Origin of the sequence: Pseudomonas sp. NY15437 (assembly GCF_048068435.1) — a bacterium.
Taxonomy (GTDB): Bacteria; Pseudomonadota; Gammaproteobacteria; order Pseudomonadales; family Pseudomonadaceae; genus Pseudomonas; species Pseudomonas nitroreducens_B.
This window is the reverse complement of the sequence record NZ_JBLUQC010000006.1, coordinates 188,703-213,034: the sequence shown is the minus strand read 5'-3', so window position 1 is coordinate 213,034 and position 24,332 is coordinate 188,703. Positions and strand designations below refer to the sequence as shown.

The window sequence follows — 24,332 nt, the reverse complement described above, 5'->3', positions numbered from 1 at the left end:
ACCTCAGCGCATGAACAACCCACCATTGATATCCCAGCAGGCGCCCGTCACCGATCCGGCGTTCTCCGCGCAGAGCAGCAGCACGCTGTCGGCGATGAAGGTCGGGTCGCCCAGGCGGCCGGCGGGGATGGTCTTGAGGATCTGTTCCAGGCGCTCGGGCGCCACGCTCTCGTAGACCACCGGCAGGTCCAGCGGCCCCGGCGAGATGGCGTTGACGGTCACGCCCTGCGCCGACAGCTCGCGGGCGAACACCTTGGTCAGGGTCGCCACGCCGCCCTTGGCGGCCGCGTAGTGGCCGCCGGTGGCGGTGCCGCCGTTCTGCCCGGCCAGCGAGGCGATGTTGACGATGCGGCCGAAACCGCGCGCCGCGAAATGCGCACCGAACACCTGGCAGGCGACGAAGGTGCCGCGCAGGTTCACCGCCATGGAGGCGTCGAAGTCCTCGGGGCTGATGTCCATCAGCGCGGCCACCTTCGACATCCCGGCGTTGTTCACCAGGATGTCGGCGCCGCCCCACCGCTCGGCGAGGCGGTCACGGGCGCGCTCGAAGTCGGCCTTCTCCCGCGCATCCAGCTTCAACCCGACTGCCGTGCGGCCCTCGGGGTCCAGCTCGTCGGCCAGACGCTGCACCGCTTCTTCGTTCAGGTCGGCTAGCGCCACGCGCAGGCCGGCAGCGTGCAGGCGGCGCGCGATGACTTCGCCCAGCCCGCGTGCGGCGCCGGTTACCAGGGCTACTCGTTGCATGGCGCGGCCCTCACAGCAGGAAGCCGAGCGCGTTGAGCGCGTCTTCGGCGTTGATCAGGCGGATCACCTTGCGCTCCAGTCGCGGCTGGCCATCGACGAAGCGGATGCGGTGGTTCAGGTCGGCAATGAACGGCGTCGCCACGCCGCGCTTGTAGGCGTAGAGCACCTGCGCCGAGTTCACCTCGACGAGGTCGCCCGCCGCTTCCACCAGGGTAAAGCGCGAGACGGTGCGCACGGTCTTGGCCGCGTCCACCGCCGACGGCGAATGGCCGCCGGTGAGGCGTTCGATACGCAGGGCACGCATGCGCGCGTCGTCGAACACGTAGTTCAGGCGCGCGGCGAAGTCATCGTCCTCGCCGTCGATCGGCACCACGTAGACGCCGTCCTCGCTCCACAGCTGCGACCACTGCGCGTAGTCCTTGCGGTCCAGCAGTTCGGCTTCGCGCCAGACGAATTCGATGGCCTTGGCCAGCGGGCCGGAGAAGCCGTTCAGGGTGTCGTTGCTCATTGGCTCATCATCCTTTTCCACATCCGGTACGCCTCGCGCATGCCGCCTTCGTCGGTGGCGTGGGAGACCTTGTCGCCGTTCTGCGCGACCACTTCGCGGTTCAGGCCGCGGTTGACCAGGATCGGCGCGTCGACGCCGGCGTAGGAGCCACGCTGCACGCGGTCCCAGGCCTCGGCGTCATCCGGGCTGCCGAAGCCGAACGGGCCCTGGAAGTGCTCGTGAATGCGCATGCGCTCGCGGTTGGCGATGTCCGGGCCGCCGTCCATGCCCAGGGCGACGTGGCGAATCTCGGTCTCGGTGACGGAGATCGGCCGCAGCACGCGGAAGAACGACATGGACATCGCCACGTTGGGGAACAGGTTGAGGTTGAAGCCGGCGCCGTGCAGCGAGCGGACGATGCGGCGCACCTGGGCAGGCTCCATGGTTTTCGACAGTTCCGCGGTGACGTGGGCGAAGCGCTCCTGGAGCTGCTCGGTGCCGTCGTCGTGGTCCAGGTCGACATGCTCGGGGACCATCACCATCACGCTGTGGCCGTTGCCCAGGGCGTGGGTGACCGCCTGCTCGTCGCTCATGAACGAGAGCATTTCCTCGGTCTCTTCATCCACTGAGGACATGAACGACTTGTGCACGATGGGGAAGTGGTAGCCGTCGGTGGTGTTCTCCAGCTGGATCTTCCAGTTGCCCTTGAAGGTGAACTTGTGTTCGCCCTGGGTCTTGATCGGGTAGCCGGCGCCCTGCTTCATGAACAGGTCCATCCAGTGCCTGGCGCCGCCGAGGAAGTCTTCCAGCGGTTCGATCTCGTCGTTGTAGGTGGCGAACACCATGCCGGCGTAACTCTCTACCCGCAGGCTGGTCAGCGGCAGCTCGGACTTGTCGAGGATGTCCTCGTAGCCGTCCGGGTACGGCAGCGCGCGCAGCTTGCCGTCCAGCGCGTAGGACCAGCTGTGGTACGGGCAGGTGAAGCCGGTGGCGTTGCCCTTGTGCTTCTCGCACACGGTGGCGCCACGGTGGCGGCAGCGGTTTTCCAGGACGTTGATGTTGCCCTTCTTGTCGCGCACCACGATCACCGGGCGGCGACCGACGCTGGTGGTCTTGAAGTCGCCGGCGTTGCGCACCTCGCTTTCGTGGGCGACCCACACCCAGGTGCGGTAGAAGATCTTGTCCATCTCCGCGTCGAACAGTTGCGGGTCGTTGTACAGCGAAACATCGACGCGGTCGTCGCCGACCAGCTCTTCGACGCTGCGCGACCGGGCGATCAGCCGGTATTCGTGAGCGCTCATGCCCTTCTCCTCATGCCGATTTCTTGTGTTTTGGCGCAGGCCGCGTAGCGGCCAGGCTGTGTTCGAGTTGCGCGCCGAAGGCGCACACGCGTTCGTCGTCGCCCTGGCGGCCGACGATCTGCAGGCCGACTTTCAGCCCGCCGCAATCCAGGTCCACCGGCACGGTCAGCGCCGGGTGTCCGCTCAGGTTGAAAGGCCGTACCAGGGGCGTCATGCCGGCCACCGACCTGCCGTTGCGCGCGTCGCTGAGCAACGGCGGCAGGTCGGGCATGGTCGGCAGCAGCAGGACCTCGAAGTCCTCCAGCGCGGCGTCGATGGCGCGGCTGAAGCTGACGCGCACCCTCTCCGCCTCGGCGCGCTCGGCGTCGGTGGTGCGGCTGGCCAGCAACAGGCGCTGTTCGACGTCGGCGCCGATCAGGCCCTTGCCGGTCAGCGCCGCATAGGCGGCCCAGTTCTCGTGGTTGATCACCACCAGTCCGGCGTGGAAAGCCGCCTCGAACTCACCGATGAACAGGTGGCTGCGGCGCCAACCGGCGCGGTCGGCGGCGGCGCCCAGGCAGGCCTGGATGTGTGGCGCCGCCGGCACGTCGAGGAAGGCCACGCGGGCGCCCTCGCCCGGCAGCTGCACCTCGCCGAAGCCGGGGCAGATGACCTGCATGGCGGCAATCAGGTCGGCCATGCTGGATGCGAACGGGCCGACGCAATCCAGGCTGCTCTGCGCCGGGTGTACGCCGTCGCGGCTGACCCGGCCGAAGGTCGGCTTCAGCCCGGCGATGCCGCAGCAGGCCGCCGGCACGCGCACCGAACCGCCGGTGTCGGTGCCCAGGGCGATATCCGCCAGCCCGGCCGCCACGGCGGACGCGGAACCGCTGGACGAGCCGCCCGGCACGCGGTCCGGCGCCATCGGGTTGATCGGCGTGCCAGTCCAGTCGTTGATGCCGGTGACGCCAAAAGCCAGTTCGTGCAGGTTGGTCTTGCCGACGATCTGCCAGCCGGCGTCGAGTACGGCGTCGACCACGAAGGCGTTGCGCGCGGCCGGCGCGGCGTCGGCCAGCGCACGGGTGCCACAACGGGTCGGATGGCCGGCGATGTCGATGCTGTCCTTGACCGCGACGCGCTTGCCGTGGTCGCTGCGACCCAGGAGGAATTCGCTGACGAAGGTGCTCATGAACGACGCTCCTCTGCGCTGCCCAGCAGGCGCTGCGACAGGCGCTGGGTGCGGAAGTGGCTGATCTGCCAGCGCCCGTCGATCTCGCGGAAGTCGACGTCCAGGCGCGTGCCGAACAGCTCGGTGTGGCCCTCGGCGTAGGTCGAGAGCTGCTGCATGAGCCATTGCCCGCGCGCAGTGCGACCGTCGACGCGGATCGACTCGCTGGTGAGGAAGTGCAGGTTCAGCGCGAAGTGCGGCGATGGCGGCAGGTAGCCGTAGACGAACGCGGCAATCGCCTCGCGGCCCTGGTGATGGCCGAAGGTCTGCGCGGTGGACGCGCCGATGCCCTCCCACACCGCGTCCTCGCTGAACAGCTCGGCCAGCTCTGCGAGCGCCACGGGCGCATGCGGCACGTCGCAGAGGTCCATGTAGCGAGCCATCAGCCGGCGCACCTGGCTTTCCCCTTCGAGGGTCTCCAGGCGCCGGTTCAGCTCGGCCATGCTCAGGCTGCTCATGGCTCAGGTCCGCGCTGCTTCGGGGATGGTCAGCGGGCGGCCGATGCGCGCCTCGACCTTGGCGTACTTCCACAGGCTGTACTCGCCCACCGGGGTGGTGCGGAACAGGTTGCAGGCGTCGATCACGGTCTGGTGGCAGTCCACGTCGGCCATGATGTAGACGGTCCACGGCGAGGTGGTGGACGGGCCGACCATCAGGCGGTCGTCATCCAGCACGCCGAGCACGTTCATCCCCGGCAGCGCGCCGAGGTCGCTCATCATCTGGGAGAAACCCTTCCACACGGCGATGCCTTCACCGGTGGGCAGGTCGAAGAACGGCTGGGCGATGCCGATGCAGAACAGCACGCGCAAGGGTTCGGTGGTGGGGCGGGTCATGGCTCGGTCCTTAATTCTTGTGTCAGATGTATCCGGGGAACGGCGGCACATCGAGCAGCACCGCGCCGGCGCCGTCGTACATGCCGTCGCTCAGGAAGGCGTGCTGGGTGACCACCATGGCGTCGCGCAGGTAGCGCTGCAGCGGGTGGTGCAGGTAGATCGCCGTGGTGCCGGCCAGGGTGTAGGCGCGGCGCACCACGTCGGCGCCGGCGCGGGACACGTGCACGGCGGACAGGCGCAGCTGGCTGACCTGCTCCGGGCTGACCGCATCGCCGGCGAGAATGGCGTTCCAGACGGCCTCGGTGGCGTCATAGAAGAAGCCGCGCGCGGCCTGCAGCTCGGCTTCGGCCTTGCCGATCTCGATGCGCACGTAGGCCCGGTCACCCAGCTTGGGCGCGCCGGTCACGCCGCTGGAGGACGCCATGCGGGTGATCTCGTCCAGCGCCGCGCGGGCCAGGCCAAGGTTGACCACGGCGAGCACCTGGGCGGCGTAGGCGATGGTCGGGTAGCGGTACAGCGGCTCGTCGATGCTCGATTCGCCGCCGCGGATGAAGGTCCAGTCATCCGGAACGAAGGCATTGTCCAGTTTCAGGTCGTGGCTGCCGGTGCCCTTGAGCCCGACCACGTTCCAGTTCTCGACGATCTCCACGTCCCTGGCGCGCAGCAGCGCGGTGCGCGGCTTGCCGCCCGGCCCGCCGATGCCGATGCCCACGCCGAGCACGTCGGCACCCTTGCAGCCGCTGGCGAACTTCCAGGTGCCGCTGACGCGCCAGCCGCCTTCCACCTGGGTCGCCGGCTGGATCGGGAACAGGCCGCCGGCGAACACCAGGTCCGGGCCGTCGGCATAGAGCTCGGCGAGGGTGTGGCGCGGCAGCGCGGTGAGGTAGGTGCTGGCGCTGCCGAAGCTGGCGACCCAGCCGGCGGAGCCATCGGCTTCGGCGATGCGCTCCACCAGGTGCAGGAACTCGGCCGGCGGCAGCGCATCGCCACCGAAGCAGCGCGGGGTCGCGGCGCGGTAGATGCCCACGTCGCGGAAGCGTTCGATCATGTCGCGCGGCACATGGGAGCGGGTGTCGAACTCCTCGCGGCGCTGGCGGACTTCATCGAGCACGCGCTGGAATTCGAGGGCACGGCCGTCCGCATCGAGCGGTTCGGCGAGGGCGGCACGCAGCATGGCGTCATCTCCGGTTGTTCTTGTAGGGCCGGCCCGTTCGATGCGGGGCGGTCGTCGTTGGGGCCAGTGTATGAACCGCCCTGCCCGCCCAACCATTGGGGCGTGCAGCCCCGCGTCTAAAGGAATCCCCTAGTCGCCGCCGGGTTACTCCGCAGTCCCTTCGCGCTACGCTGCGCGGTATAAAGACAGCACCTGCCTGCCCGAGCGTGCCCGATGTTCCAGCCCCAGCCCGACGACTTCCTCGCCCTGCTCCAGGCCATGCCGCTGTGCGTGATCCTCCACGACGCGCAGACCAAGGAAATCCTCTGGGCGAACAACGCGGCGCTGGCCGTGCTCGGCTTCACCCTGGAGGAGCTGGTGCCGCTGAAGGCCCCAGACATGACCGCCAAGGCCCCGCAGTACCGCCGTTCGGTGGGCCTGCGCTGGCTGGAGGGCGCCGCGCGCACCGGCCAGCGCACCATCGAGTGGTGCTACCGCTCCAAGCAGGGCGTGGAGATCCTCTCCGAAGCGGTCGCCACCCGCGTGGCCCTGCACGAGCGCGACGTACTGATGGTGCAGTTCCGCGATATCTCGAAGGAGAAGCAGGTCGAGCGCGACCTGCAGCGTTTCGAAAGCCGCCTGAAGGCCTTCATGCAGGACCTCGCCGAGGGCGTGGCGGTGCTGGACGCCGACGGCAACCTGCGTTTCCTCAGCGAATCCGCCCTGCCGCTGCTCGGCGGCAGCCAGGACGACTGGATGGCGCACAACTTCCTCGGCCGCTGCGACAGCGCCACGCGCCCGCGCCTGGAACATCACCTGGCCATGCAGCCGCCCAGCCGCGAGCCCTACTCCGTCAGCTATCAATTGCAGCGCCTGGACGGCGAATGGCGCTGGCACCACGCGACCTGCCGCTACATCGAGATCGAGGACGACCTGGTCGGCCACCTGCTGCTGTTCCGCGACGTCACCGAGCAGGTCCGCGCGGCCCAGGCGCAACGCCAGAGCGACCAGAAGCTGGAGTACCTGGCGCGCTACAACGCCATGGGCGAAATGGCCCTGGCGATCGCCCACGAACTCAGCCAGCCGCTGGCCGCCACGCGCAATTTCATCGAGGGCGCGCTGATCCGCCTGGACCGCGAGCAGAAGGCCGAAGCCTCCGCCGCCTGGGGCCTGGACAGCGCCGTGCGGCAGATCGAGCATGCCTCGCTGATCATCAAGAGCGTGCGCGAATACGTGGTGAAGCTGGAGCAGGCCGAACAGCGCATCGACCTCAACGAACTGCTCGGCGAGACCCTCTACTTCATCAGCCTCAAGGCCCAGCCGAGCAACGTGCGGGTCGAGCTGGAGCGCTGTGACGAACCGTTGTGGGTGAGCTGCGAGAAGGTGCTGGTCGGCCAGGTGATCCTCAACCTCGCCTTCAACGCCGTCGAGGAAATGCTCAACCTTCCCGAGGAACGCCGCTTGCTGCGCATCCGCACCTCCCGCGAGGGCGACAGCGCACGCCTGGCGGTCCTCGACCAGGGCCGCGGTATCGAGGCCGGGGCCAAGGAACGGCTGTTCGACGGCTTCTTCACCTCCAAGGTGAGCGGCAACGGCATCGGTCTTGCGCTGTGCCAGAGCATCGTCTCGCGGCACCGCGGGGACATCTGGGCAGAAAACGTCGAGCCGTGCGGCGCGATGTTCTGCTTCGAGCTGCCGTTGGCGGAGTGACGTTTCGCCGGGGCCTGCACCTCCTGTAAGCGCGAACCTTGTCCGCGCGCACCCTCGCGGCGACATCCACCTCTAATGGGACATACCGACACAAAGCGCCCACCTGTAGGAGCGAGCTTGCTCGCGAACCTACCCGCGGCCGGCCTTGCCGGCTCTTCGCGGAGAGGCTCCGCTCCTACGAGAGCCGAAGCGCTGGAGACAACCTGCGGAGCGCACCCGGCGCGATCGCGGGCGTTGAGCCGTACACATCGGCGCCAAGCGGTTCGCGAGCAAGCTCGCTCCTACAGAATCAGCACCGCTCTGGTTCCTGAAGACATCTAGAGAAATAGCCGTGCACGCCCAACGGCCCCGTTCAGGAGGCCGAGTGGAAGCGGAGTTTCAGGGGGTGAGCGGCATGGATGCCGCGAGAGCCGCGATGGGCCAGGGATGGCCCACCGCAGCGTACCCCTGGGACTTCGCTGGAGCGAGGGCATTTTTCGCCTGAGCGAAAAACCGGATGTCCGGGGCAAGACCTTTGCCTATTTTGCGTCGTTTGGCAAAGTAGGTCGCCCTAGGGGGCGAAACCACAATACATCCGCACACGCCGAAGCGGCGCGGGAACGCCCAGGTCGACGCTGCCAAACAGGATCGACATTCGAGCACGAACACGGCGCCGGCGCTGCCGGCGGGTCGCGGGCATGGCCCGCTCCTACAGGGTGCATCGGCGACAGGCGGTTCGCGAGCAAGGTCGATGAAAAACGGCGCCCGCAGGCGCCGTCGTCAGCCCAGGATCACCTCACCCGTTGGCCTTCTTGATGATCGCCTCGGCAATGTTCGCCGGCGCCTCGGCGTACTTGGTGAACTCCATCGAGTAGCTCGCCCGCCCCTGGGACATCGAGCGCACGTCGGTGGCATAGCCGAACATCTCGCCCAGCGGCACCTCGGCGCGGATGACCTTGCCCGCGGGCGTGTCTTCCATGCCCTGGATCAGCCCGCGCCGGCGGTTCAGGTCGCCCATCACGTCGCCCATGTAGTCCTCGGGCGTCACCACCTCGACCTTCATCACCGGCTCCAGCAGCACCGCGCCGCCCTTTTGCGAGAGTTGCTTGGTGGCCATCGACGCGGCGATCTTGAACGCCATCTCGCTGGAATCGACGTCGTGGTAGGAGCCGTCGAACACCGAGGCCTTCAGGCCGATCAGCGGGTAGCCGGCGAGCACGCCGTTCTGCATCTGCTCCTCGATGCCCTTCTGGATCGCCGGGATGAACTCGCGCGGGATCACGCCGCCGACCACCTCGTTGACGAACTCCAGGCCGTCCTTGCCCTCGTCGCCCGGCTCGAAGCGGATCCAGCAATGGCCGAACTGACCGCGGCCGCCGGACTGACGGACGAACTTGCCTTCGATCTCGCACTTCTTGCGGATCGCCTCGCGGTAGGCCACCTGGGGCTTGCCAATGTTGGCCTCGACGTTGAACTCGCGGCGCATGCGGTCGACGATGATGTCCAGGTGCAGCTCGCCCATGCCGGAGATGATTGTCTGCCCGGTTTCCTCGTCGGTCTTCACGCGGAACGAGGGGTCTTCCTGGGCCAGCTTGGACAGGGCGATGCCCATCTTTTCCTGGTCGGCCTTGGTCTTGGGCTCCACGGCGACGGAGATCACCGGGTCGGGGAAGTCCATGCGTTCGAGGATGATCGGCTTGTCGATGGAGCACAGGGTGTCGCCGGTGGTGACGTCCTTCATGCCGATCAGCGCGGCGATGTCGCCGGCGCGCACTTCCTTGATTTCCTCGCGCTGGTTCGCGTGCATCTGCACCATCCGCCCCACGCGCTCCTTCTTGGTCTTCACCGAGTTGAGCACGGCGTCGCCGCTGGTCAGTACGCCGGAATAGACGCGGGCGAAGGTCAGGGTGCCGACGAAGGGGTCGGTGGCGATCTTGAACGCCAGCGCGGAGAACGGCTCGCTGTCGTCGGCATGGCGCTCCAGGTGCTTCTCTTCGTCGTCCGGATCGGTGCCGTTGATCGCGGGGATTTCCGTGGGCGCCGGCAGGTAGTCGATCACCGCGTCGAGCACCAGCGGCACGCCCTTGTTCTTGAACGAGGAGCCCAGCACCGCCGGGACGATCTCGTTGGCCAGGGTGCGCTGGCGCAGGCCAGCCTTGATTTCCTCGACGGTCAGCTCCTCCCCTTCGAGGTACTTGTTCATCAGTTCTTCGTTGGCTTCGGCGGCGGCCTCGACCATGTGCGAGCGCCACTCCTCCGCCAGCGCCTGCAGCTCGGCGGGGATCGGTTCCTCGGTGTAGCTAGTGCCCTGGTCGGCGTCGTTCCAGACGATGGCCTTCATCTTCACCAGGTCGATCTGCCCGGCGAAGGTTTCCTCCGAGCCGATGGCCAGCTGGATCGGCACCGGGGTATGGCCCAGGCGCTGCTTGATCTGCGCGACCACGCGGAGGAAGTCGGCGCCCTGGCGGTCCATCTTGTTGACGTAGGCCAGGCGCGGCACGTGGTACTTGTTGGCCTGGCGCCAGACCGTCTCGGACTGCGGTTCGACGCCATCGGCGCCGCTGAACACCACCACCGCGCCGTCGAGCACGCGCAGAGAGCGCTCCACCTCGATGGTGAAGTCGACGTGGCCGGGCGTGTCGATGATGTTGAAGCGGTACTTGTGGTCGTACTGCTTGGTCGAGCCCTGCCAGAACGCCGTGGTGGCCGCCGAGGTGATGGTGATGCCGCGTTCCTGTTCCTGCACCATCCAGTCCATGGTCGCCGCGCCGTCGTGCACCTCGCCCATCTTGTGGTTCACCCCGGTGTAAAACAGGATGCGCTCGGTGGTCGTGGTCTTGCCGGCGTCGACGTGGGCGACGATGCCGATGTTGCGGTAAAGCTCGATGGGCGTGGTGCGAGCCATGGTGTGCTCCGTATCTGCTGGGTGACTGCCGGGCCTGCTGCTGCGGGTCCGTTGCCTGCGCGGGACGGCGAGAGGGCGTGCGGCAGCAGAAATTTCTGCGCGCAACAGGCTCAAGGTAGCGCGTCTTCGTGGCAATTCCAGTCTCGGTGCGCCGAGGTTGCCGTCGTCCGACCGACTGCGTCGCCATTGCACTATGCCAAGGGGAAACCATAAAATGATAGGCATTCTCAAATGAAAATCTGACGCACTCATTGTGGCCCTCGTCGAAACCCCGTCCCCGCAGCACTTGCACACCCTCTACAACGAGCACAACAGCTGGCTCCAGCAGTGGCTGCGCGGCCGATTGGGCAACGCCTGGGATGCCGCCGACCTCGCCCATGACACCTTCCTGCGCCTGTTGCGGCGGCCGCTGGATGACGTCGGCGAACGCCCGCGCGCGCTTCTCACCCACATCGCCAAGGGCCTGCTGGTGGACCGCTGGCGGCGCCAGGAAATCGAGCGCGCCTACCTGGAAAGCGTCGCCGCGCTGCCGGAACAGTCGGTGCCCGGCCCGGAAACCCGCGAGCTGATCCTCGAAGCGCTGGAGCGCATCGATACCGCCCTGGGCGAGTTGCCGGCACTCACCCGCGAAGCCTTCCTGCTGTCGCAACTGGACGGCCTCACCTACCCGCTGATTGCCGAGCGCCTGGGGATTTCCCTCGCCAGCGTGAAGCGCTACATGCGCGCCGGCTTCATTGCCTGCCTGAGCGTGGCCTGATGCGCGAGCAACCGCTGGACCCCGGCATCCTCGGCGAAGCCGCCGACTGGCTGGTGCGCCTGAACGAACGCCCCGCCAGCAGCGCCGACCTGCAGGCCATCGAACAGTGGCGGGCACGCAGCGCGCAGCACGCCGAAGCCTGGCGCCGCGCCGAAGCGCTGCTGGGCCTGCGCCAGCTGCCGCCGGGCCTCGGCCGGCAGAGCCTGCAACGCAGCGGCCTGAGCCGCCGGCAGATGCTCAACCGCCTGGGCGTGCTGATGGCGGTGGCGCCGGCCGCCTGGCTGGCGGCGCGGCACCTGCCCTGGGCGGAATGGAACGCCGACCTGCGCACCGCCGTGGGCGAGCGCAAGCACCTGCGCCTGCCCGACGGCAGCCAGCTCACGCTCAATACCGCGAGTGCCGTGAACCTGGCCTTCAAAGCCCACGAGCGGCGCCTGCGCCTGCTCGAAGGCGAGATCCTCCTCGATGCGCAGGCCGAGCCACGCCCCTTCCTGGTGGACAGCCGCCATGGCCTGCTGCGCACAGCGGCGGCGCGTTTCAGCCTGCGCGACCTGGGCGATGCGTGCAGGGTGGCAGTGCTGGACAAGGCGGTGAGCGTCGAGCTGCCGGGGTCTGCGAGCCAGAGGGTCGGCGCCGGCCAGCAACTGGTCTTCGGCCCGCAGGGATTCCAGCCCTTGCAGGCAGCGGACGCCAACGCCAGCGCCTGGGAGAACGGCATGCTGCTGGCCCAGGGCATGCGCCTGGGCGACCTGCTGGACGAACTGGGCCGCTACCGCAGCGGCGTCCTGCGCTGCGACCCGCGTCTGGCGGATCTGCGCGTGACCGGGGCCATTCCGCTGGGCGACAGCGACGCCGGCCTCGCGCTGCTGGCGGACATGCTGCCGGTGAGGCTGCGGCGGATGACGCGGTACTGGGTGACGGTGGAGCCGGCGTGAATGGCCAGCACCCGCGTGGGGCGCAAAACCTGGAACAGGTCATGCGTCGTTGCCACGACGGCGGATAACGCTGGCGCGTTATGCGCCCTACCAACGGCTACCCCTGTGCCCGCGCTTCCCCCTCACCCCAGCCCTCTCTCTCAGGGAGAGGGGCCGTTCGGTGCAGGACAAGACCCGCTGCATCAGCCGGCACGATCTGCTCCCTCTCCCTCTGGGAGAGGGCTGGGGTGAGGGCACGCCCCACTCCGAAATATCCGGTCATCTGCAGGAGCGAGCTTGCTCGCGAACAGATTCTCCGGCCACACGGGCGTTGGGCGGTTCGCGAGCAAGCTCGCCCCTGCAACATAAGCCCAACACCTGAAATTTTTTCGCCCACCCTGACACCTTTTTCGATCTCGCCCGGTGAAGAGGCAGAACCCCTCCATTCACCGACAGGAACACGCCATGCTCCTCCGCTCCCGCCTTCGCCCGCACTCCCTTGCCCTGGCCGTCGGCCTGGCCCTGACCGGCGGCGTCGCGCTGCCGGCTCTGGCCGCCGAAGCCGCCAGCCAGCAGCGCCAGTACGCCATCGCTCCCGGCCCGCTGGGCGAGGTGCTGGCGCGCTTCGCCGCCCAGGCCGGGGTGCCGCTGGCGTTCGAGGCGCAGGCGCTGAACAGCCAGCAGAGTGCGGGCCTGAACGGCAGCTTCACCCCCGAGCAGGGCCTGGAGCGATTGCTCGAAGGCAGCGGCTATCGCTTGGTGCGCAAGCGCAGCGGCTACGGCGTGGAGGCCGCCCCCGATGACAGCGGCGCGCTGGAAATGGACGCCACCACCGTCAGCGGTGCGCTGCAGCAGCCCGGCGACCTGCCACCGGCCTACGCCGGCGGCCAGGTCGCCCGTGGCGCTCAGTTGGGCATGCTGGGCAACCAGGACATTCAGGACGTGCCCTTCAGCTTCGCCAGCTACACCGCCAGGACCATCCAGGACACCCAGGCACAGACCGTCGGCGACGTGCTGCTCAACGACGCCTCGGTACGCCAGGGCAACGGCTACGGCAACTTCTCGCAGATCTTCGTCATCCGCGGCCTGCCACTGAGCACCGACGACGTCTCGCTCAACGGCCTGTACGGCGTCACCCCGCGGCAGATCATCGGCACCGAGTCGCTGGAGCGCGTCGAGCTGTTCAAGGGCCCCAACGCCTTCATCAACGGCGTGACGCCCAGCGGCAGCGGCATCGGCGGCGCGGTCAACCTGCAGACCAAACGCGCCGAGGACACCCCCACCCGCAGCGTGACCCTGGGCTACGGCAGCGATAACCAGATCGGCGAACACCTGGACCTTGGCCAGCGCTTCGGCGAGGACAACCGCTTCGGCGCACGGGTCAACCTGGCCCAGCGCGAGGGCGAAACCGGCGTCGACGACGAGAACCAGCGCTACAAGCTCGCCACCGTCAACCTCGACTACCGGGGCGAGCGCCTGCGCCTGGTGACCGACTTCGGCTACCAGAAGCAGCGCATCAACCAGGGCCGCCCGGTGGTCTACGTCGGCAGCGGCGTCACCGGCATTCCCCACGCCCCGGACGCCGACCACAACTACGCCCAGTCCTGGAGCTATTCCCAGCTGGAAGACACCTTCGGCCTGTTCCGCGCCGAGTACGACCTCAACGACAGCTGGACGGCCTACCTCTCCGGTGGCGCCAAGCACACCCGCGAGAACGGCGCCTACTCGGCGCTCACCCTCACCGACGACAGCGGCGCCGCGGGCGGCGGCATGATGGACGCCACCCACGACGAGGACAACAAGAGCGCCATGGCCGGCCTCAACGGCCACTTCGCCACCGGGCCGGTCAGCCACCAGATGAACCTCAGCGTCGCCGGCATCTGGGCCGAGCAGCGCAGCGCCTACACCATGATCAGCAAGCGCTACCCGACCGACCTCTACCATCCGGTGCAGACGCCCAAGCCCGCGCCAACCCTGACCGGCGGCGACTACAGCGACCCGGGCATCGTCGGCAAGACGCTGAACAAGAGCGTGGCCGCGGCCGACATCCTGGGCTTCCTCGATGACCGCGTGCTGCTGACCGTCGGCGTGCGCCGCCAGAGCATCGGCACCGATGGTTGGAACTATGCCGGCAAGCGCACCGCCAGCTACGACGAATCCATCACCACGCCCGTCTACGGCCTGGTGGTGAAGCCCACCGAGTACCTGTCGCTCTACGCCAACCGCATCGAAGGCCTGGCTGCCGGCCCTACCGCGCCCAGCAGCGCGGCCAACTTCGGCGAAGTCTTCGCGCCGAACCGCTCCAAGCAGGTGGAAGTCGGCGCCAAGCTGGACTTCGGCCGCTACGGCGGCAACCTGGCGTTCTATCGCATCGAGCAGCCGTTCAGCACCACCGATCCGGACTCCAAGCTCTTCAGCGTCGACGGCGAGCAGGAGAACCGCGGCATCGAGCTGAACCTCTTCGGCGAACCGCTGGACGGCCTGCGCCTGCTGGCCGGCGGCACCTGGATCGACACCGAACTGAAGAACACCGCCGGCGGCAAGACCGACGGCAACCGCGCCGTGGGCGTGCCGACCTTCCAGTACAACCTGGGCGCCGACTGGGACGTGCCCGGCCTGCAGGGCGCCGCCCTCAACGGCCGCGTGCTGCGCACCGGCGGCCAGTACCTGGACGCCGCCAACGACCTGAGCATCCCCGCCTGGACGCGCTTCGACCTCGGCGCCCGCTACGCCTTCACGGTGGACGAACGCGCCGTGACCCTGCGCGCCAACCTGGAAAACGTCGCCAACAAGGCCTACTGGGCTTCCACCATCGGCGGCTACCTGACCCAGGGCGACCCGCGCACCCTGAAACTGTCGATGACCGTCGACTTCTGATTCCCCTGCGACAGGGACGTCGCACCCCATCGTGGCCGGCCCCGGCACGAAAATACCGCGCCCGGCCGTCTCGCCACTGGAAGGGAACGGCCATTCGGGTCCATGCTGGAAGCTCGCCCATTTGCCGGAGTTCGCCCCATGAGCGACGCCATCACCATCGATTTCGTCTCCGACGTGGTCTGCCCCTGGTGCGCCATCGGCCTCAACGGCCTGCTGGAAGCCATGCGCCGGGTAGACGGCGAACTGAGGGTGGAACTGCGCATCAAGCCCTTCGAGCTCAACGCCGACATGCCCGCCGAAGGCGAAGACCTGGTGGAGCACTTGCAGCGCAAGTACGGCAGCAGTGCCGAGGACATCGCCCGCAACCAGGAACACCTGCGCTCCATGGGCGAGGAAGTCGGCGTGCGCTTTGACTTGAAGAAGCGCACGCGCATCTACAACACCTTCGACGCGCACCGCCTGCTGCACTGGGCGGGTGAATCGCACCGCGACATCGCCCTGAAGCAGGCGCTGCTGCACGCCTACTTCGGCGAGGGGCGCGACCCGAGCGACCCGGAAGTGCTGCTGGAGGTGGCCGTCAGCGTCGGCCTGGACGCCGTGCGCGCGCGGGAAATCCTCGACAGCGACGCCTACGCCGACGAGGTGGTGGCCGAGGAGGACTTCTACACCAGCCACGGCATCCGCGCCGTGCCCGCGGTGATCCTCAACGGCCGCCAACTGATCTCCGGCGCACAGAGCACCGACTACTACGAACAGGCGCTGCGCCAGGTGGCGCGCCATGCGCCGTTGCCGGAGTGAGCCTTCCGCCGTGGCGCAGGGCCGTAGGGCCGTAGGGCCGTAGGGCCGTAGGGCCGTAGGGCGCATATCCTGGAACAGGTTATCTACAGGACCGGTGCGGCGGATAACGCTGGCGCGTTATGCGCCCTACACCGACGCAAACGCGGTGCTCCCCTGTAGGAGCGCGCCATGCGCGCGATCGCGGGCATGGCCCGCTCCTACATGAGAGGGTCAGCGTTCCACGGCATGATTGTAGGAGCGAGCTTGCTCGCGAACCCGCTTGACGCCAGGCGCTGCCGGGAAGGCTTTTCGCGGGCATGGCCCGCTCCTACACGTTCGGCCCGATGCTATTGGCGACAAAAGAAAAACGGCGCCCGAAGGCGCCGTTTTTCGTGCAGCATCAGCCGATCAGAGCGCCGACCAGCCGTCCATCTGCCCGCCCAGGTCGGCGGAGTGCTCGGACAGCAGCGCGGCGTAGCCGCTGATGTGCTCGTGGGACAGCTCCATCACCGGGTAGGCCAGGACCTGCCAGGGCAGCTTGTCGTTGCCGTCGTACTCGGAGTACGCCACCTTCTGCCCGTTCTGCAGCAGCATGATGGCGAAGTCCAGGGCGGACTGCTCGTCCGGGAAGATCACCGCGAACTCCACCTCATGCTCGAGGGAGAGGTCTTCGCCGTCTTCCTGCAGGGCCCACAGGGCGTCGCCGATTTCGTCGTCCGGGAAAAGCTGCTTGTCGCGGCTCATGTCACTGCTCCAATTCGATTTACAAAGTGCCCGGTGTGGGCACGCCCGCGCAGGATACCCGTCCTGCATGACAACTGCCGGAAAATCTCGCCGGCACCATCGCCTTCGGTGATGTTCACCATCACGGCGTTTCACTTCCGAGCTTGGCCGCTCAGCGCGACGATGCCTCCATCGGGCCTGCGCCCTCCCCCTCATCGAGCCTGCGACCATGCCCACTCCCACGCACAGCACCGAGGCCTACCGCATCACCTACATCACCCTGGACGAGGTGCAATTGCACTTCGAGACCGAGATTGCCGTGCCCGATGGGGACGGCGGCCTGGCCCTGCACAGCGCAGCCACCCTGCCCGACGAGCGGCGCGCGCTGCGTGAGCTGATCTGCCAGGAACCGCAGGCCCTGGTCGCCTGATCTTCTGAAAGCGTAGACCCTGGTAAGCAAATGCCCCGCTCGTGCGGGGCATTTGTGTCAGGGGGCGGGCATCACGCCTGCAGCTGGTTACCGATCGGCAGGGTGCGAATGCGCTTGCCGGTGGCCGCGAACAGCGCGTTGGCCAGCGCCGGCGCCAGGGGCGGCACACCGGGTTCACCGACACCGGTCGGCGGCTCGGCCGACGGCACGATGTGCACCTCCACCACCGGCATCTCGTTGATGCGCAATACCTGGAAGTCATGGAAGTTGGACTGGTCGACCTTGCCGTCGGTCAGGGTGATGGCGCTGTGCAGCGCCGCCGACAACGCGAAGCCGATGCCCCCCTCCATCTGCGCCCGGATCACGTCCGGGTTGATCGCCAGGCCGCAATCCACGGCGCAGACCACGCGGTCCACCTTGAAGCTCTTGTCGGCCTTGTAGGTCACTTCCACGACCTGGGCGACGTAGCTGCCGAACGATTCGTGCACGGCGATACCACGGCCGCGCTGCTCGCCATCCTTGCCCTTCTCCAACGGCGCCAGCCAGTTGGCCCGCTGCGCCACCAGTTCCAGCGCGCCGCGATGCCGCGGGTGTTTTTCCAGCAGCTTGCGGCGGAACTCGTACGGGTCCTGCTTGGCGGCGACGGCCGCTTCGTCGATCAGCGTCTCGGTGGAGAATGCCGTGTGGGTATGACCCACCGAACGCCACCATTGTGTCGGCACCGTGATGTTGTCCGCCAGCGCCTGCTCGACGCGCAGGTTGGGCACGGCGTAAGGCAGGTCGGCCGCACCTTCGACGGCGACCTTGTCGATGCCGTCCTTGACCATGAACTTCTCGAACGGCGTGCCAATGATGAAGGACTGCCCCACCAGCCGCTGCTCCCAGCCCACCAGTTGGCCCTGGGCGTCCACCGCCAGCCGAGCGCGGTGCAGGAAGGCCGGGCGGTAGTAGCCGGCGCGGGTGTCGTCTTCGCGCGTCCAGACCATCTTGATCGGCACTTTCACGCCCTGTTCACGGGCCGCCTTGGCGATGGCCACCGCTTCGAGCACGTAGTCCGAATGCGGGTTTGCGCGGCGGCCGAAGCTGCCGCCGGCGTACAGCTGGGTGATGCTCACCTGCTCGGGCGGGATGCCCAGCAGCTGCGCCACCGACATCTGGTCGCCGGTCTGCCACTGCTCGCCGTTCCAGATCTGGCAGCCGTCCTCCTTGAGGAAGACCACGCAGTTCAGCGGCTCCATGGCCGCGTGGGCCAGATAGGGGAACTGGTACTCCGCCTCGATCAGGTGCGCCGGCTTCTCCAGCGCCTTGCCGATATCGCCCTCGTTGCGCGCCACCAGGCCCGGCTTGCTGGCCATGTCGTGGTACTGGGCGAAGATTTCCTTGCTGCCCATCTTGAAGGCCTTGCTCTCGTCCCACTCGACCTGCAGGGCGTCACGTCCCTGGCGCGCGGCCCAGGTGTTCTTCGCCAGCACCGCCACGCCGGCGAAACGCCGCTCGCTGCCGGGGAACTGCACCACCTCGACCACGCCGGGCACGGCCTTGGCCTTGCTCGCGTCGACCTTCGCCGGCACGCCGCCGAAGCGCGGCGGGTGGGCGACCACGGCCACCAGCATGTCCGGCAGGTGCACGTCCTGGGTGAACTGCGCGGTGCCGTCGGTCTTGGACGGGCTGTCCTTGCGCGGCAGCTTGACCTGGCCGATCAGCTTGAAGTCCTTCGGGTCTTTCAGCTTCACGTCCGCCGGCACCGGCTGCTTCGCCGCTGCCTCGGCCAATTCGCCGAAGCCGGCCTTGCGCCCGGACGCGGGGTGGCTGACGACGCCGTCATGCACCTCGATCTGCGCCGCCGGCACCTTCCACTGCTCCGCCGCCGCGCCCACCAGCATGGCGCGGGCGCTGGCGCCGGCCTTGCGCATCTGCTCGAAGGAGTTGGCCATGGCGTTGCTGCCGCCGGTGCCCTGCAGGTTGCCGAAGGCCAGGTTGGCGTAGCGCTTGGCATCGGCCGGGGCGCCTTCCACCTGCACGTGGTTCCAGTCGGCGTCCAGTTCCTCGGCCACCAGGGTGGCGAGGCCGGTGTAACTGCCCTGGCCCATTTCCACGTGCTTGGCGATCACGGTGACGGTCCCGTCCGGGGCGATGCGCACGAAGGCGTTGGCGTCGAAATCGCCGGCTGCCTGGGCGTCGCCCAGCTTGCCCAGCAGCGGCGCGAAATAGATGCCCAGGGCCAGGCCGCCAGCGCCCCGCAGCAAGCTGCGGCGGCTGATGTTGAGGATGCTGCCGGGCTGTGCCGGCTGTTCGTCGATACGGGGTTCGAGCATGACGTCGGTCCTCAAGCCAGGGTCTGGGCGGCGTCGTGGATCGCCGCGCGAATCCGCGCATAGGTGGCGCAGCGGCAGATGTTGCCGCTCATGGCCGCGTCGATGTCGGCGTCGCTGGGCGCCTTGTTCGAGGCCAGCAGCGCGGTGGCCGACATGATCTGCCCGGACTGGCAGTAGCCGCACTGCACCACGTCGAGCTTGCGCCAGGCCTCCTGCACCGCCTTGCCGGCAGCCTGCTCGGCGACTGCCTCGATGGTGGTGATCTTCTTGCCGGCCACCGCCGCCAGCGGGGTGACGCAGGAACGCGTCGGCTGGCCGTCGATGTGCACGGTGCAGGCGCCGCACAGCGCCATGCCGCAACCGTACTTGGTGCCGGTCAGCCCGGCCACGTCACGGATGGCCCAGAGCAGCGGCATCTCGCCGGGGGCGTCGAGTTCGTGGTCCTTGCCGTTCAGGTTCACGGTAATCATCGGGAGGTTCACCTCATTCTCTTGGATATGAAAAGCCGGGTGACAAAAGCAGGGGCTAGACATGGAGCGAAGCGCAGCGGCTCCGGCACGCAATGGATTGAGCCTAGGCGCAAGCGCAGGCACGTGCCGCGACGATACGCGAGTCAGGCGCCGAGCGGTTTGCCTGGTTCTCTTGAGGCTTGCCTGATTCTGCGCACGGTGTGGTCTGTGCTGGCGGTGAGCTATCGCGGACGGAGTCCGCTCCTACGGTTAAGGCAAAACGCCTTTCTCCGCTTTTGTAGGAGCGAGCTTGCTCGCGAACCCGTCTGACGCAGGTGTGGCCGGAAACCCTGTTCGCGAGCAAGCTCGCTCCTACAGGGATACCAGGAATCCCGCGCGCATAAAAAAGCCACTCCGAAGAGTGGCTTTTCGACGACCGATGCCAGATCACTCCGGCATCTTCATCACCACACGGCCGCCGCTCGGGCAGGTTTCCATGTAGTAGTTGGCGTCGCGGTACTGGGCGAAATCGAACACCCGGTCGATGCTCGGCTTGAGCAGCTGGTCGGCGGTCATCTGGTTGATCGCGGTCAGCGCCCGTTGCACGGCTTCGTCGTTGCGGGTCAGGCCGATCTCCGGTTGCCCGGTGAAGTCCAGCACGCAGTGACGGTAGAACTGCAGGTGCTTCTTGAACGCCGCACAGGCCGGGAAGGCCGCATCGTTGCCGCCGTTGATGCCGTAGAGGATCAGCTTGCCGCGCTGGGCGGCCACGTCACCCAGCAGCTTCATCTGCGGGCCGGCGCACTGGTCGAGGACGATCTCCACGCCTTCACCCTTGGTGAAGCGCTCGACTTCCAGCACCAGGTCCTGCTCCTCGGTGTAGATGATCTTGTCCGCCCCCAGGCCCTTGAGGAACTCGCGGGTCTCCTCGTGGCTGGTGGTGGCGATCACCTGGGCACCGAGCGCCTTGGCCAGCTGTACCGCCTGGGGAGCCAGGCAATGGCCGGCCTCGGTGATCAGCACGCGCTGGCCGGGCTTGATCTGCGCCAACTCCACCAGGGCGAAGTAGGAATACAGCAGGCCGGTGTAGTGCACGGCGGCTTCGACCGGGCTCAGCACCTCGGGGTAACGGGTCAGCGAGGTGCGCGGCACGATGACGTGGTCGCCCCAGGCCGGGTACAGGTTCGGCGAGTTCGCCGGGAAACTGGCCACCGCCACGCCGGGCTGCAGGTCTTCCACGCCCTCGCCCACGGCTTCGACGATGCCGGAAAGTTCATAACCGATGCCCGCCGGCAGCTTGGCCTGATCCGGGGCGAGGTTCTGCCGCCAGAGCACGTCGCGCCAACTGACGCCCAGTGCCTGGGTACGGACCAGCACTTCACCCGGCCCCGGTTGCGGGGTCGGCATTTCCTCGATCTTCAGGACCGAGGCGTCACCGAACTGGTGGAAACGGATCATGCGGGACATCACATACCTCGCCTTAGTAGTGCTCATAGCCACGGACTCTATCCGGGCTTTAGGGGTGACGCCACCGTTCACCGTTGATAGTTGACATAAATGGCGATGATTCGGCCTGCCGCGCAAGCCTTGTCCGGCGCGGCTGCAAGGCTCTGCGACGGGGCTGCGGGCGGAACCGGGGCGGCGCTTTCCTTACAGCGTCCGACCACACTGCCGGGGCAAGATTCTCAATAAAAAAGTGGAAATTGATCAAGGACTTATCTGACAGACTTGACTCAGGACACGCTCGGCCTCACTTTTCCCCCATCGCCAGGGAGTCCCCATGAACCGCAACGACCTCCGCAAGGTTGACCTCAACCTGTTGATCGTTTTCGAGACGCTGATGCATGAGCGCAGCGTGACCCGCGCCGCCGAGAAGCTGTTCCTCGGCCAGCCGGCGATCAGTGCGGCCCTGGCGCGCCTGCGCGGTCTGTTCGACGACCCGCTGTTCGTGCGCACCGGGCGCAGCATGGAACCCACTGCGCGGGCGCAGGAGATCTTCGGCCACCTTTCGCCGGCGCTGGACTCCATCTCCACCGCCCTGAGCCGCGCCGCCGACTTCGACCCGGCCACCAGCAAGGCGGTGTTCCGCATCGGCCTGTCGGACGACGTGGAGTTCGGCCTGCTGCCGCCGCTGTTGCGCCGACTGCGCTCCGAGGCTCCGGGCATCACCCTGGTGGTGCGCCGCGCCAACTACCTGCTGATGCCGCAGCTGCTGTCGTCCGGAGAAATCTCCGTGGGCGTCAGCTACACCGACGAGCTGCCGGCCAACGCCAAGCGCAAGACCCTGCGCCGCAGCACCTGGAAGATTCTGCGCGCCGATTCGATTCCCGGCGCGCTGACCCTCGATGACTACTGCGCGCGTCCGCACGCACTGGTGTCCTATGCCGGCGACCTGGACGGCTTCGTCGACCAGACCCTCGCCGAGATGGACCGCAAGCGCCAGGTGGTGTTGGCCGTGCCGCAATTCGTCGGCCTGGCGCAGTTGCTGGCCGGCACCGACATCATTGCGACCGTGCCGGAGTATGTGGCCCTGGCGCTGACCGCCGCCGGCGGCCTGCGCGCCGAGGATCCGCCCTTCCCCACCCGCCTGGCCGAGCTGTCCATGGTCTGGCGCGGCGCCCAGGATCAGGACCCGGCCGAACGCTGGCTGCGGTCGCGCATCACCATGTTCGTGGGTGATCCGGACAGTCTCTGACACCGCCCTACGTAACCTGACCTTGTAGGAGCGAGCTTGCTCGCGAACCCGCACGGCACGGTGCATCGGGTGGAAATGCTTCGCGAGCAATAACGATGGCGTCCCCCTCGCTCCTACGAAGAGCCGCACAGGGAGGCTCCAGGCCGTAGGGCGCATAACCGGGAACAGGTTATCCGCCGGTAATGTCGCGGCGGATGACGCCCGAGGCGTTATTTCCCCTACGTCACATGTAGGAGCGCGCCATGCGCGCGGTCGCGGGCATGGCCCGCTCCTACCTGAAGTACTTCGCCGGGGCATACCCTCTCCCCCGCCCTCTCCCTGAAGGGAGAGGGAGCTGTCCGTGCCGGCTGACGCCGAGGTTTCATCCTGCACCATACGGTCCCCTCTCCCTTCAGGGAGAGGGTTAGGGAGAGGGGAATAGCCGGTACGGGGTTTCAGAGAAAGACAATTGCTCCTACAGGGAAACGCCGCGCTGGCGGGCAATCCCTGTGCCCGTTCCTTCTATCTATTCGTACGCATAGTGCAAAAGCATTTATCACTGCGCGTGATAATCAAAATCTGCTCGTTCGATTAGTTCCCAGGCGCCCCCTTGCGCAGACTCCGCTCCATCAGAAATCCCAAAATCAATTAGATCGCCGGAGTCCTTTCCATGGAGCGAAATCTGAACACCTTGCGTATTCCGTTGGCGTTGGCCGCCGTGCTGGTTCTCAGCGCGTGCGGCAAGGGCCAGGAGGCAGCCCAGAACATGGCCGCCCCCAAGGTCAGCGTGGCGGATGTCATCGAGCAACCGATCAACGAATGGGACGAGTTCACCGGCCGCCTGGAGGCTCCGGAATCCGTCGAACTGCGCCCACGCGTCTCCGGCTACATCGACCGCGTCGCCTTCCGCGAAGGCGCCCTGGTGAAGAAAGGCGACCTGCTGTTCCAGATCGACCCGCGGCCTTTCCAGGCCGAGGTGCATCGCCTGGAAGCCCAGCTGCAACAGGCCCGCGCCAACCAGACCCGCACCGCCAACGAAGCCTCCCGTGGCGAGCGCCTGCGCGCCACCAACGCCATTTCCGCGGAACTCGCCGACGCCCGCACCGCCGCCGCCACCGAGGCCAAGGCCGTGGTCGCCGCGACCCAGGCGGAACTGGACAACGCCCGCCTGAACCTGTCGTTCACCCAGATCACCGCGCCCATCGACGGTCGCGTCTCGCGCGCCGAAGTCACCGCCGGCAACCTGGTGAACAGCGGCGAAAGCGTGCTGACCACCCTGGTCTCCACCGACAAGGTCTACGCGTACTTCGACGCCGACGAGCGCGTCTACCTCAAGTACGTGGACCTCGCCCGCAAGGGTGGCCCGGACGCCCGCGGCACCAGCCCGGTGTACCTGGGCCTGACCGGCGAGGACGGCTTCCCGCACCAGGGGCGCCTGGACTTCCTCGACAACCAGGTCAACCCCAAGACCGGCACCATCCGTGGCCGCGCCGTGTTCGACAACGCCGCCAACCAGTTCACCCCCGGCCTGTACGCCCGCATCAAGCTGGTCGGCAGCGGCACCTACCCCGCCGCGCTGATCAAGGATGAAGCGGTCGGCACTGACCTGGGCAAGAAATTCGTGCTGGTGCTCGACAAGGACAGCAAGGTGCAGTACCGCGGCATCGAGCTGGGGCCGAAACTCGAGGGCCTGCGCATCGTCCGCAGCGGCCTGGCCAAGGGTGACCGCATCGTGGTCAACGGCCTGCAACGGGTTCGCCCGGGTGCCCAGGTCGATGCCCAGGGTGTCGAGATGGCCAGCCAGGCGACCCTCGCCAAGCTCGAAGACCAGCGTCGTGCGCTGGAGAGCTTCGAGGCGCCGAAGGTCGCCGAGAAATCGGCCAAGCCGGGCGCGCCGCGCGGCTGACCCAACCCGTACGAGTTCATCGAGGATCCTGCCGAACGCAGGCCAGGCAAGGCGGAAGACGGTAAGCAAGCGCAGTTCACTGGAGTGAATGAGCAGTGCGAATCGACGGCCAACGCAGCCTGGGCAAGCGCAGGCGGATCATCGACGAACTCACCATGAATGATGTGCCAGGCCCTTCTCCCACCAGGGCC

20 protein-coding genes are annotated in these 24,332 nt (G+C 67.5%); 8 read left to right on the top strand and 12 right to left on the bottom strand.

Annotated elements, in window-relative coordinates; translation table 11 throughout:
- Positions 1 to 3: 3 nt before the first annotated feature.
- Genes ACNFIA_RS15955 through ACNFIA_RS15925 form a run of 7 tightly spaced genes read right to left on the bottom strand, consistent with a single transcriptional unit; the run spans position 4 to position 5,746 of the window.
- Complete coding sequence (locus ACNFIA_RS15955) at positions 4 to 744, bottom strand: SDR family NAD(P)-dependent oxidoreductase (protein WP_416786460.1); 741 nt, start codon at positions 742 to 744, stop codon at positions 4 to 6.
- Between the two features lie 10 nt (positions 745 to 754).
- Positions 755 to 1,252 (bottom strand): aromatic-ring-hydroxylating dioxygenase subunit beta, encoded by a 498-nt coding sequence (locus ACNFIA_RS15950; protein WP_416786457.1) that lies wholly within the window; start codon positions 1,250 to 1,252, stop codon positions 755 to 757.
- A complete protein-coding gene (locus tag ACNFIA_RS15945) occupies positions 1,249 to 2,532 on the bottom strand; it encodes an aromatic ring-hydroxylating oxygenase subunit alpha (RefSeq protein ID WP_416786454.1) in 1,284 nt (427 codons plus the stop codon). The genes ACNFIA_RS15950 and ACNFIA_RS15945 overlap by 4 nt, the downstream gene beginning before the upstream one ends.
- 10 nt (positions 2,533 to 2,542) lie before the next feature.
- Entirely contained in the window at positions 2,543 to 3,700 is a 1,158-nt protein-coding gene (locus tag ACNFIA_RS15940; protein WP_416786451.1) for an amidase, read from the bottom strand.
- Entirely contained in the window at positions 3,697 to 4,197 is a 501-nt protein-coding gene (locus tag ACNFIA_RS15935; protein ID WP_416786448.1) for a nuclear transport factor 2 family protein, read from the bottom strand. The genes ACNFIA_RS15940 and ACNFIA_RS15935 overlap by 4 nt, the downstream gene beginning before the upstream one ends.
- Positions 4,198 to 4,200: 3 nt before the next feature.
- Entirely contained in the window at positions 4,201 to 4,572 is a 372-nt protein-coding gene (locus ACNFIA_RS15930) for a hypothetical protein (protein ID WP_259754549.1), read from the bottom strand.
- A 22-nt stretch (positions 4,573 to 4,594) separates the two neighbouring features.
- Entirely contained in the window at positions 4,595 to 5,746 is a 1,152-nt protein-coding gene (locus ACNFIA_RS15925) for an acyl-CoA dehydrogenase family protein (protein WP_259754548.1), read from the bottom strand.
- A gap of 213 nt (positions 5,747 to 5,959) precedes the next feature.
- Between ACNFIA_RS15925 and ACNFIA_RS15920 the strand changes: the two genes are divergently transcribed.
- The gene (locus ACNFIA_RS15920) at positions 5,960 to 7,435 is read left to right on the top strand and encodes an ATP-binding protein (RefSeq protein ID WP_416786443.1); all 1,476 of its coding nucleotides are present in this window, start codon (positions 5,960 to 5,962) and stop codon (positions 7,433 to 7,435) included.
- 775 nt (positions 7,436 to 8,210) lie between these two features.
- Here the strand turns inward: ACNFIA_RS15920 and fusA are convergent.
- Positions 8,211 to 10,319 (bottom strand): elongation factor G, encoded by a 2,109-nt coding sequence (fusA, locus tag ACNFIA_RS15915; RefSeq protein WP_259754546.1) that lies wholly within the window; start codon positions 10,317 to 10,319, stop codon positions 8,211 to 8,213.
- 253 nt (positions 10,320 to 10,572) lie between these two features.
- Between fusA and ACNFIA_RS15910 the strand changes: the two genes are divergently transcribed.
- The 4 genes from ACNFIA_RS15910 to ACNFIA_RS15895 all read left to right on the top strand — a co-directional run bounded on the left by ACNFIA_RS15910 (position 10,573) and on the right by ACNFIA_RS15895 (position 15,665).
- On the top strand, positions 10,573 to 11,076 hold the full coding sequence (locus tag ACNFIA_RS15910) for a sigma-70 family RNA polymerase sigma factor (protein ID WP_416786440.1): 504 nt from the start codon (positions 10,573 to 10,575) through the stop codon (positions 11,074 to 11,076).
- Positions 11,076 to 12,011 carry a FecR domain-containing protein gene (locus tag ACNFIA_RS15905; RefSeq protein ID WP_416786438.1) on the top strand — a complete coding sequence of 312 codons (936 nt, stop codon included), beginning with the start codon at positions 11,076 to 11,078 and terminating at the stop codon, positions 12,009 to 12,011. The genes ACNFIA_RS15910 and ACNFIA_RS15905 overlap by 1 nt, the downstream gene beginning before the upstream one ends.
- A gap of 444 nt (positions 12,012 to 12,455) precedes the next feature.
- Positions 12,456 to 14,867, top strand: a complete 2,412-nt coding sequence (locus ACNFIA_RS15900; RefSeq protein WP_416786435.1) for a TonB-dependent siderophore receptor — start codon at positions 12,456 to 12,458, stop codon at positions 14,865 to 14,867.
- Positions 14,868 to 15,005: 138 nt separating this feature from the next.
- Complete coding sequence (locus ACNFIA_RS15895) at positions 15,006 to 15,665, top strand: DsbA family oxidoreductase (RefSeq protein WP_416786433.1); 660 nt, start codon at positions 15,006 to 15,008, stop codon at positions 15,663 to 15,665.
- A 387-nt stretch (positions 15,666 to 16,052) separates the two neighbouring features.
- Here the strand turns inward: ACNFIA_RS15895 and ACNFIA_RS15890 are convergent, their stop codons facing one another.
- Positions 16,053 to 16,388 carry a ribonuclease E inhibitor RraB gene (locus ACNFIA_RS15890; RefSeq protein ID WP_184595409.1) on the bottom strand — a complete coding sequence of 112 codons (336 nt, stop codon included), beginning with the start codon at positions 16,386 to 16,388 and terminating at the stop codon, positions 16,053 to 16,055.
- Between the two features lie 208 nt (positions 16,389 to 16,596).
- Here ACNFIA_RS15890 and ptrC point away from each other — a divergent pair, with 208 nt between their 5' ends.
- Positions 16,597 to 16,797, top strand: a complete 201-nt coding sequence (ptrC, locus tag ACNFIA_RS15885) for a type III secretion system co-regulatory protein PtrC (protein WP_259754540.1) — start codon at positions 16,597 to 16,599, stop codon at positions 16,795 to 16,797.
- Between the two features lie 71 nt (positions 16,798 to 16,868).
- Here ptrC and ACNFIA_RS15880 read toward each other — a convergent pair whose 3' ends face one another.
- The 3 genes from ACNFIA_RS15880 to ACNFIA_RS15870 form a co-directional block, all read right to left on the bottom strand.
- Positions 16,869 to 19,112 (bottom strand): molybdopterin cofactor-binding domain-containing protein, encoded by a 2,244-nt coding sequence (locus tag ACNFIA_RS15880; RefSeq protein WP_416786429.1) that lies wholly within the window; start codon positions 19,110 to 19,112, stop codon positions 16,869 to 16,871.
- Positions 19,113 to 19,123: 11 nt separating this feature from the next.
- Positions 19,124 to 19,582: a (2Fe-2S)-binding protein gene (locus ACNFIA_RS15875; RefSeq protein ID WP_026078846.1), complete on the bottom strand. Its 459-nt coding sequence runs from the start codon at positions 19,580 to 19,582 to the stop codon at positions 19,124 to 19,126.
- 426 nt (positions 19,583 to 20,008) lie between these two features.
- A complete protein-coding gene (locus ACNFIA_RS15870) occupies positions 20,009 to 21,028 on the bottom strand; it encodes a zinc-dependent alcohol dehydrogenase family protein (RefSeq protein ID WP_259754538.1) in 1,020 nt (339 codons plus the stop codon).
- 313 nt (positions 21,029 to 21,341) lie between these two features.
- Between ACNFIA_RS15870 and ACNFIA_RS15865 the strand changes: the two genes are divergently transcribed.
- The gene (locus ACNFIA_RS15865; protein WP_233298698.1) at positions 21,342 to 22,256 is read left to right on the top strand and encodes a LysR family transcriptional regulator; all 915 of its coding nucleotides are present in this window, start codon (positions 21,342 to 21,344) and stop codon (positions 22,254 to 22,256) included.
- Positions 22,257 to 22,905: 649 nt separating this feature from the next.
- A complete protein-coding gene (mexE, locus tag ACNFIA_RS15860; RefSeq protein ID WP_416786425.1) occupies positions 22,906 to 24,141 on the top strand; it encodes a multidrug efflux RND transporter periplasmic adaptor subunit MexE in 1,236 nt (411 codons plus the stop codon).
- Positions 24,142 to 24,332 lie beyond the last annotated feature (191 nt).

What these genes read in the sequence shown, in the direction of transcription:
- ACNFIA_RS15955 (WP_416786460.1), bottom strand. Translation starts at nt 744, where the DNA reads ATGCAACGAGTAGCCCTGGTAACCGGCGCCGCACGCGGGCTGGGCGAA.
- ACNFIA_RS15950 (WP_416786457.1), bottom strand. Translation starts at nt 1,252, where the DNA reads ATGAGCAACGACACCCTGAACGGCTTCTCCGGCCCGCTGGCCAAGGCC.
- ACNFIA_RS15945 (WP_416786454.1), bottom strand. Translation starts at nt 2,532, where the DNA reads ATGAGCGCTCACGAATACCGGCTGATCGCCCGGTCGCGCAGCGTCGAA.
- ACNFIA_RS15940 (WP_416786451.1), bottom strand. Translation starts at nt 3,700, where the DNA reads ATGAGCACCTTCGTCAGCGAATTCCTCCTGGGTCGCAGCGACCACGGC.
- ACNFIA_RS15935 (WP_416786448.1), bottom strand. Translation starts at nt 4,197, where the DNA reads ATGAGCAGCCTGAGCATGGCCGAGCTGAACCGGCGCCTGGAGACCCTC.
- ACNFIA_RS15930 (WP_259754549.1), bottom strand. Translation starts at nt 4,572, where the DNA reads ATGACCCGCCCCACCACCGAACCCTTGCGCGTGCTGTTCTGCATCGGC.
- ACNFIA_RS15925 (WP_259754548.1), bottom strand. Translation starts at nt 5,746, where the DNA reads ATGCTGCGTGCCGCCCTCGCCGAACCGCTCGATGCGGACGGCCGTGCC.
- ACNFIA_RS15920 (WP_416786443.1), top strand. Translation starts at nt 5,960, where the DNA reads ATGTTCCAGCCCCAGCCCGACGACTTCCTCGCCCTGCTCCAGGCCATG.
- fusA (WP_259754546.1), bottom strand. Translation starts at nt 10,319, where the DNA reads ATGGCTCGCACCACGCCCATCGAGCTTTACCGCAACATCGGCATCGTC.
- ACNFIA_RS15905 (WP_416786438.1), top strand. Translation starts at nt 11,076, where the DNA reads ATGCGCGAGCAACCGCTGGACCCCGGCATCCTCGGCGAAGCCGCCGAC.
- ACNFIA_RS15900 (WP_416786435.1), top strand. Translation starts at nt 12,456, where the DNA reads ATGCTCCTCCGCTCCCGCCTTCGCCCGCACTCCCTTGCCCTGGCCGTC.
- ACNFIA_RS15895 (WP_416786433.1), top strand. Translation starts at nt 15,006, where the DNA reads ATGAGCGACGCCATCACCATCGATTTCGTCTCCGACGTGGTCTGCCCC.
- ACNFIA_RS15890 (WP_184595409.1), bottom strand. Translation starts at nt 16,388, where the DNA reads ATGAGCCGCGACAAGCAGCTTTTCCCGGACGACGAAATCGGCGACGCC.
- ptrC (WP_259754540.1), top strand. Translation starts at nt 16,597, where the DNA reads ATGCCCACTCCCACGCACAGCACCGAGGCCTACCGCATCACCTACATC.
- ACNFIA_RS15880 (WP_416786429.1), bottom strand. Translation starts at nt 19,112, where the DNA reads ATGCTCGAACCCCGTATCGACGAACAGCCGGCACAGCCCGGCAGCATC.
- ACNFIA_RS15875 (WP_026078846.1), bottom strand. Translation starts at nt 19,582, where the DNA reads ATGATTACCGTGAACCTGAACGGCAAGGACCACGAACTCGACGCCCCC.
- ACNFIA_RS15870 (WP_259754538.1), bottom strand. Translation starts at nt 21,028, where the DNA reads ATGTCCCGCATGATCCGTTTCCACCAGTTCGGTGACGCCTCGGTCCTG.
- ACNFIA_RS15865 (WP_233298698.1), top strand. Translation starts at nt 21,342, where the DNA reads ATGAACCGCAACGACCTCCGCAAGGTTGACCTCAACCTGTTGATCGTT.
- mexE (WP_416786425.1), top strand. Translation starts at nt 22,906, where the DNA reads ATGGAGCGAAATCTGAACACCTTGCGTATTCCGTTGGCGTTGGCCGCC.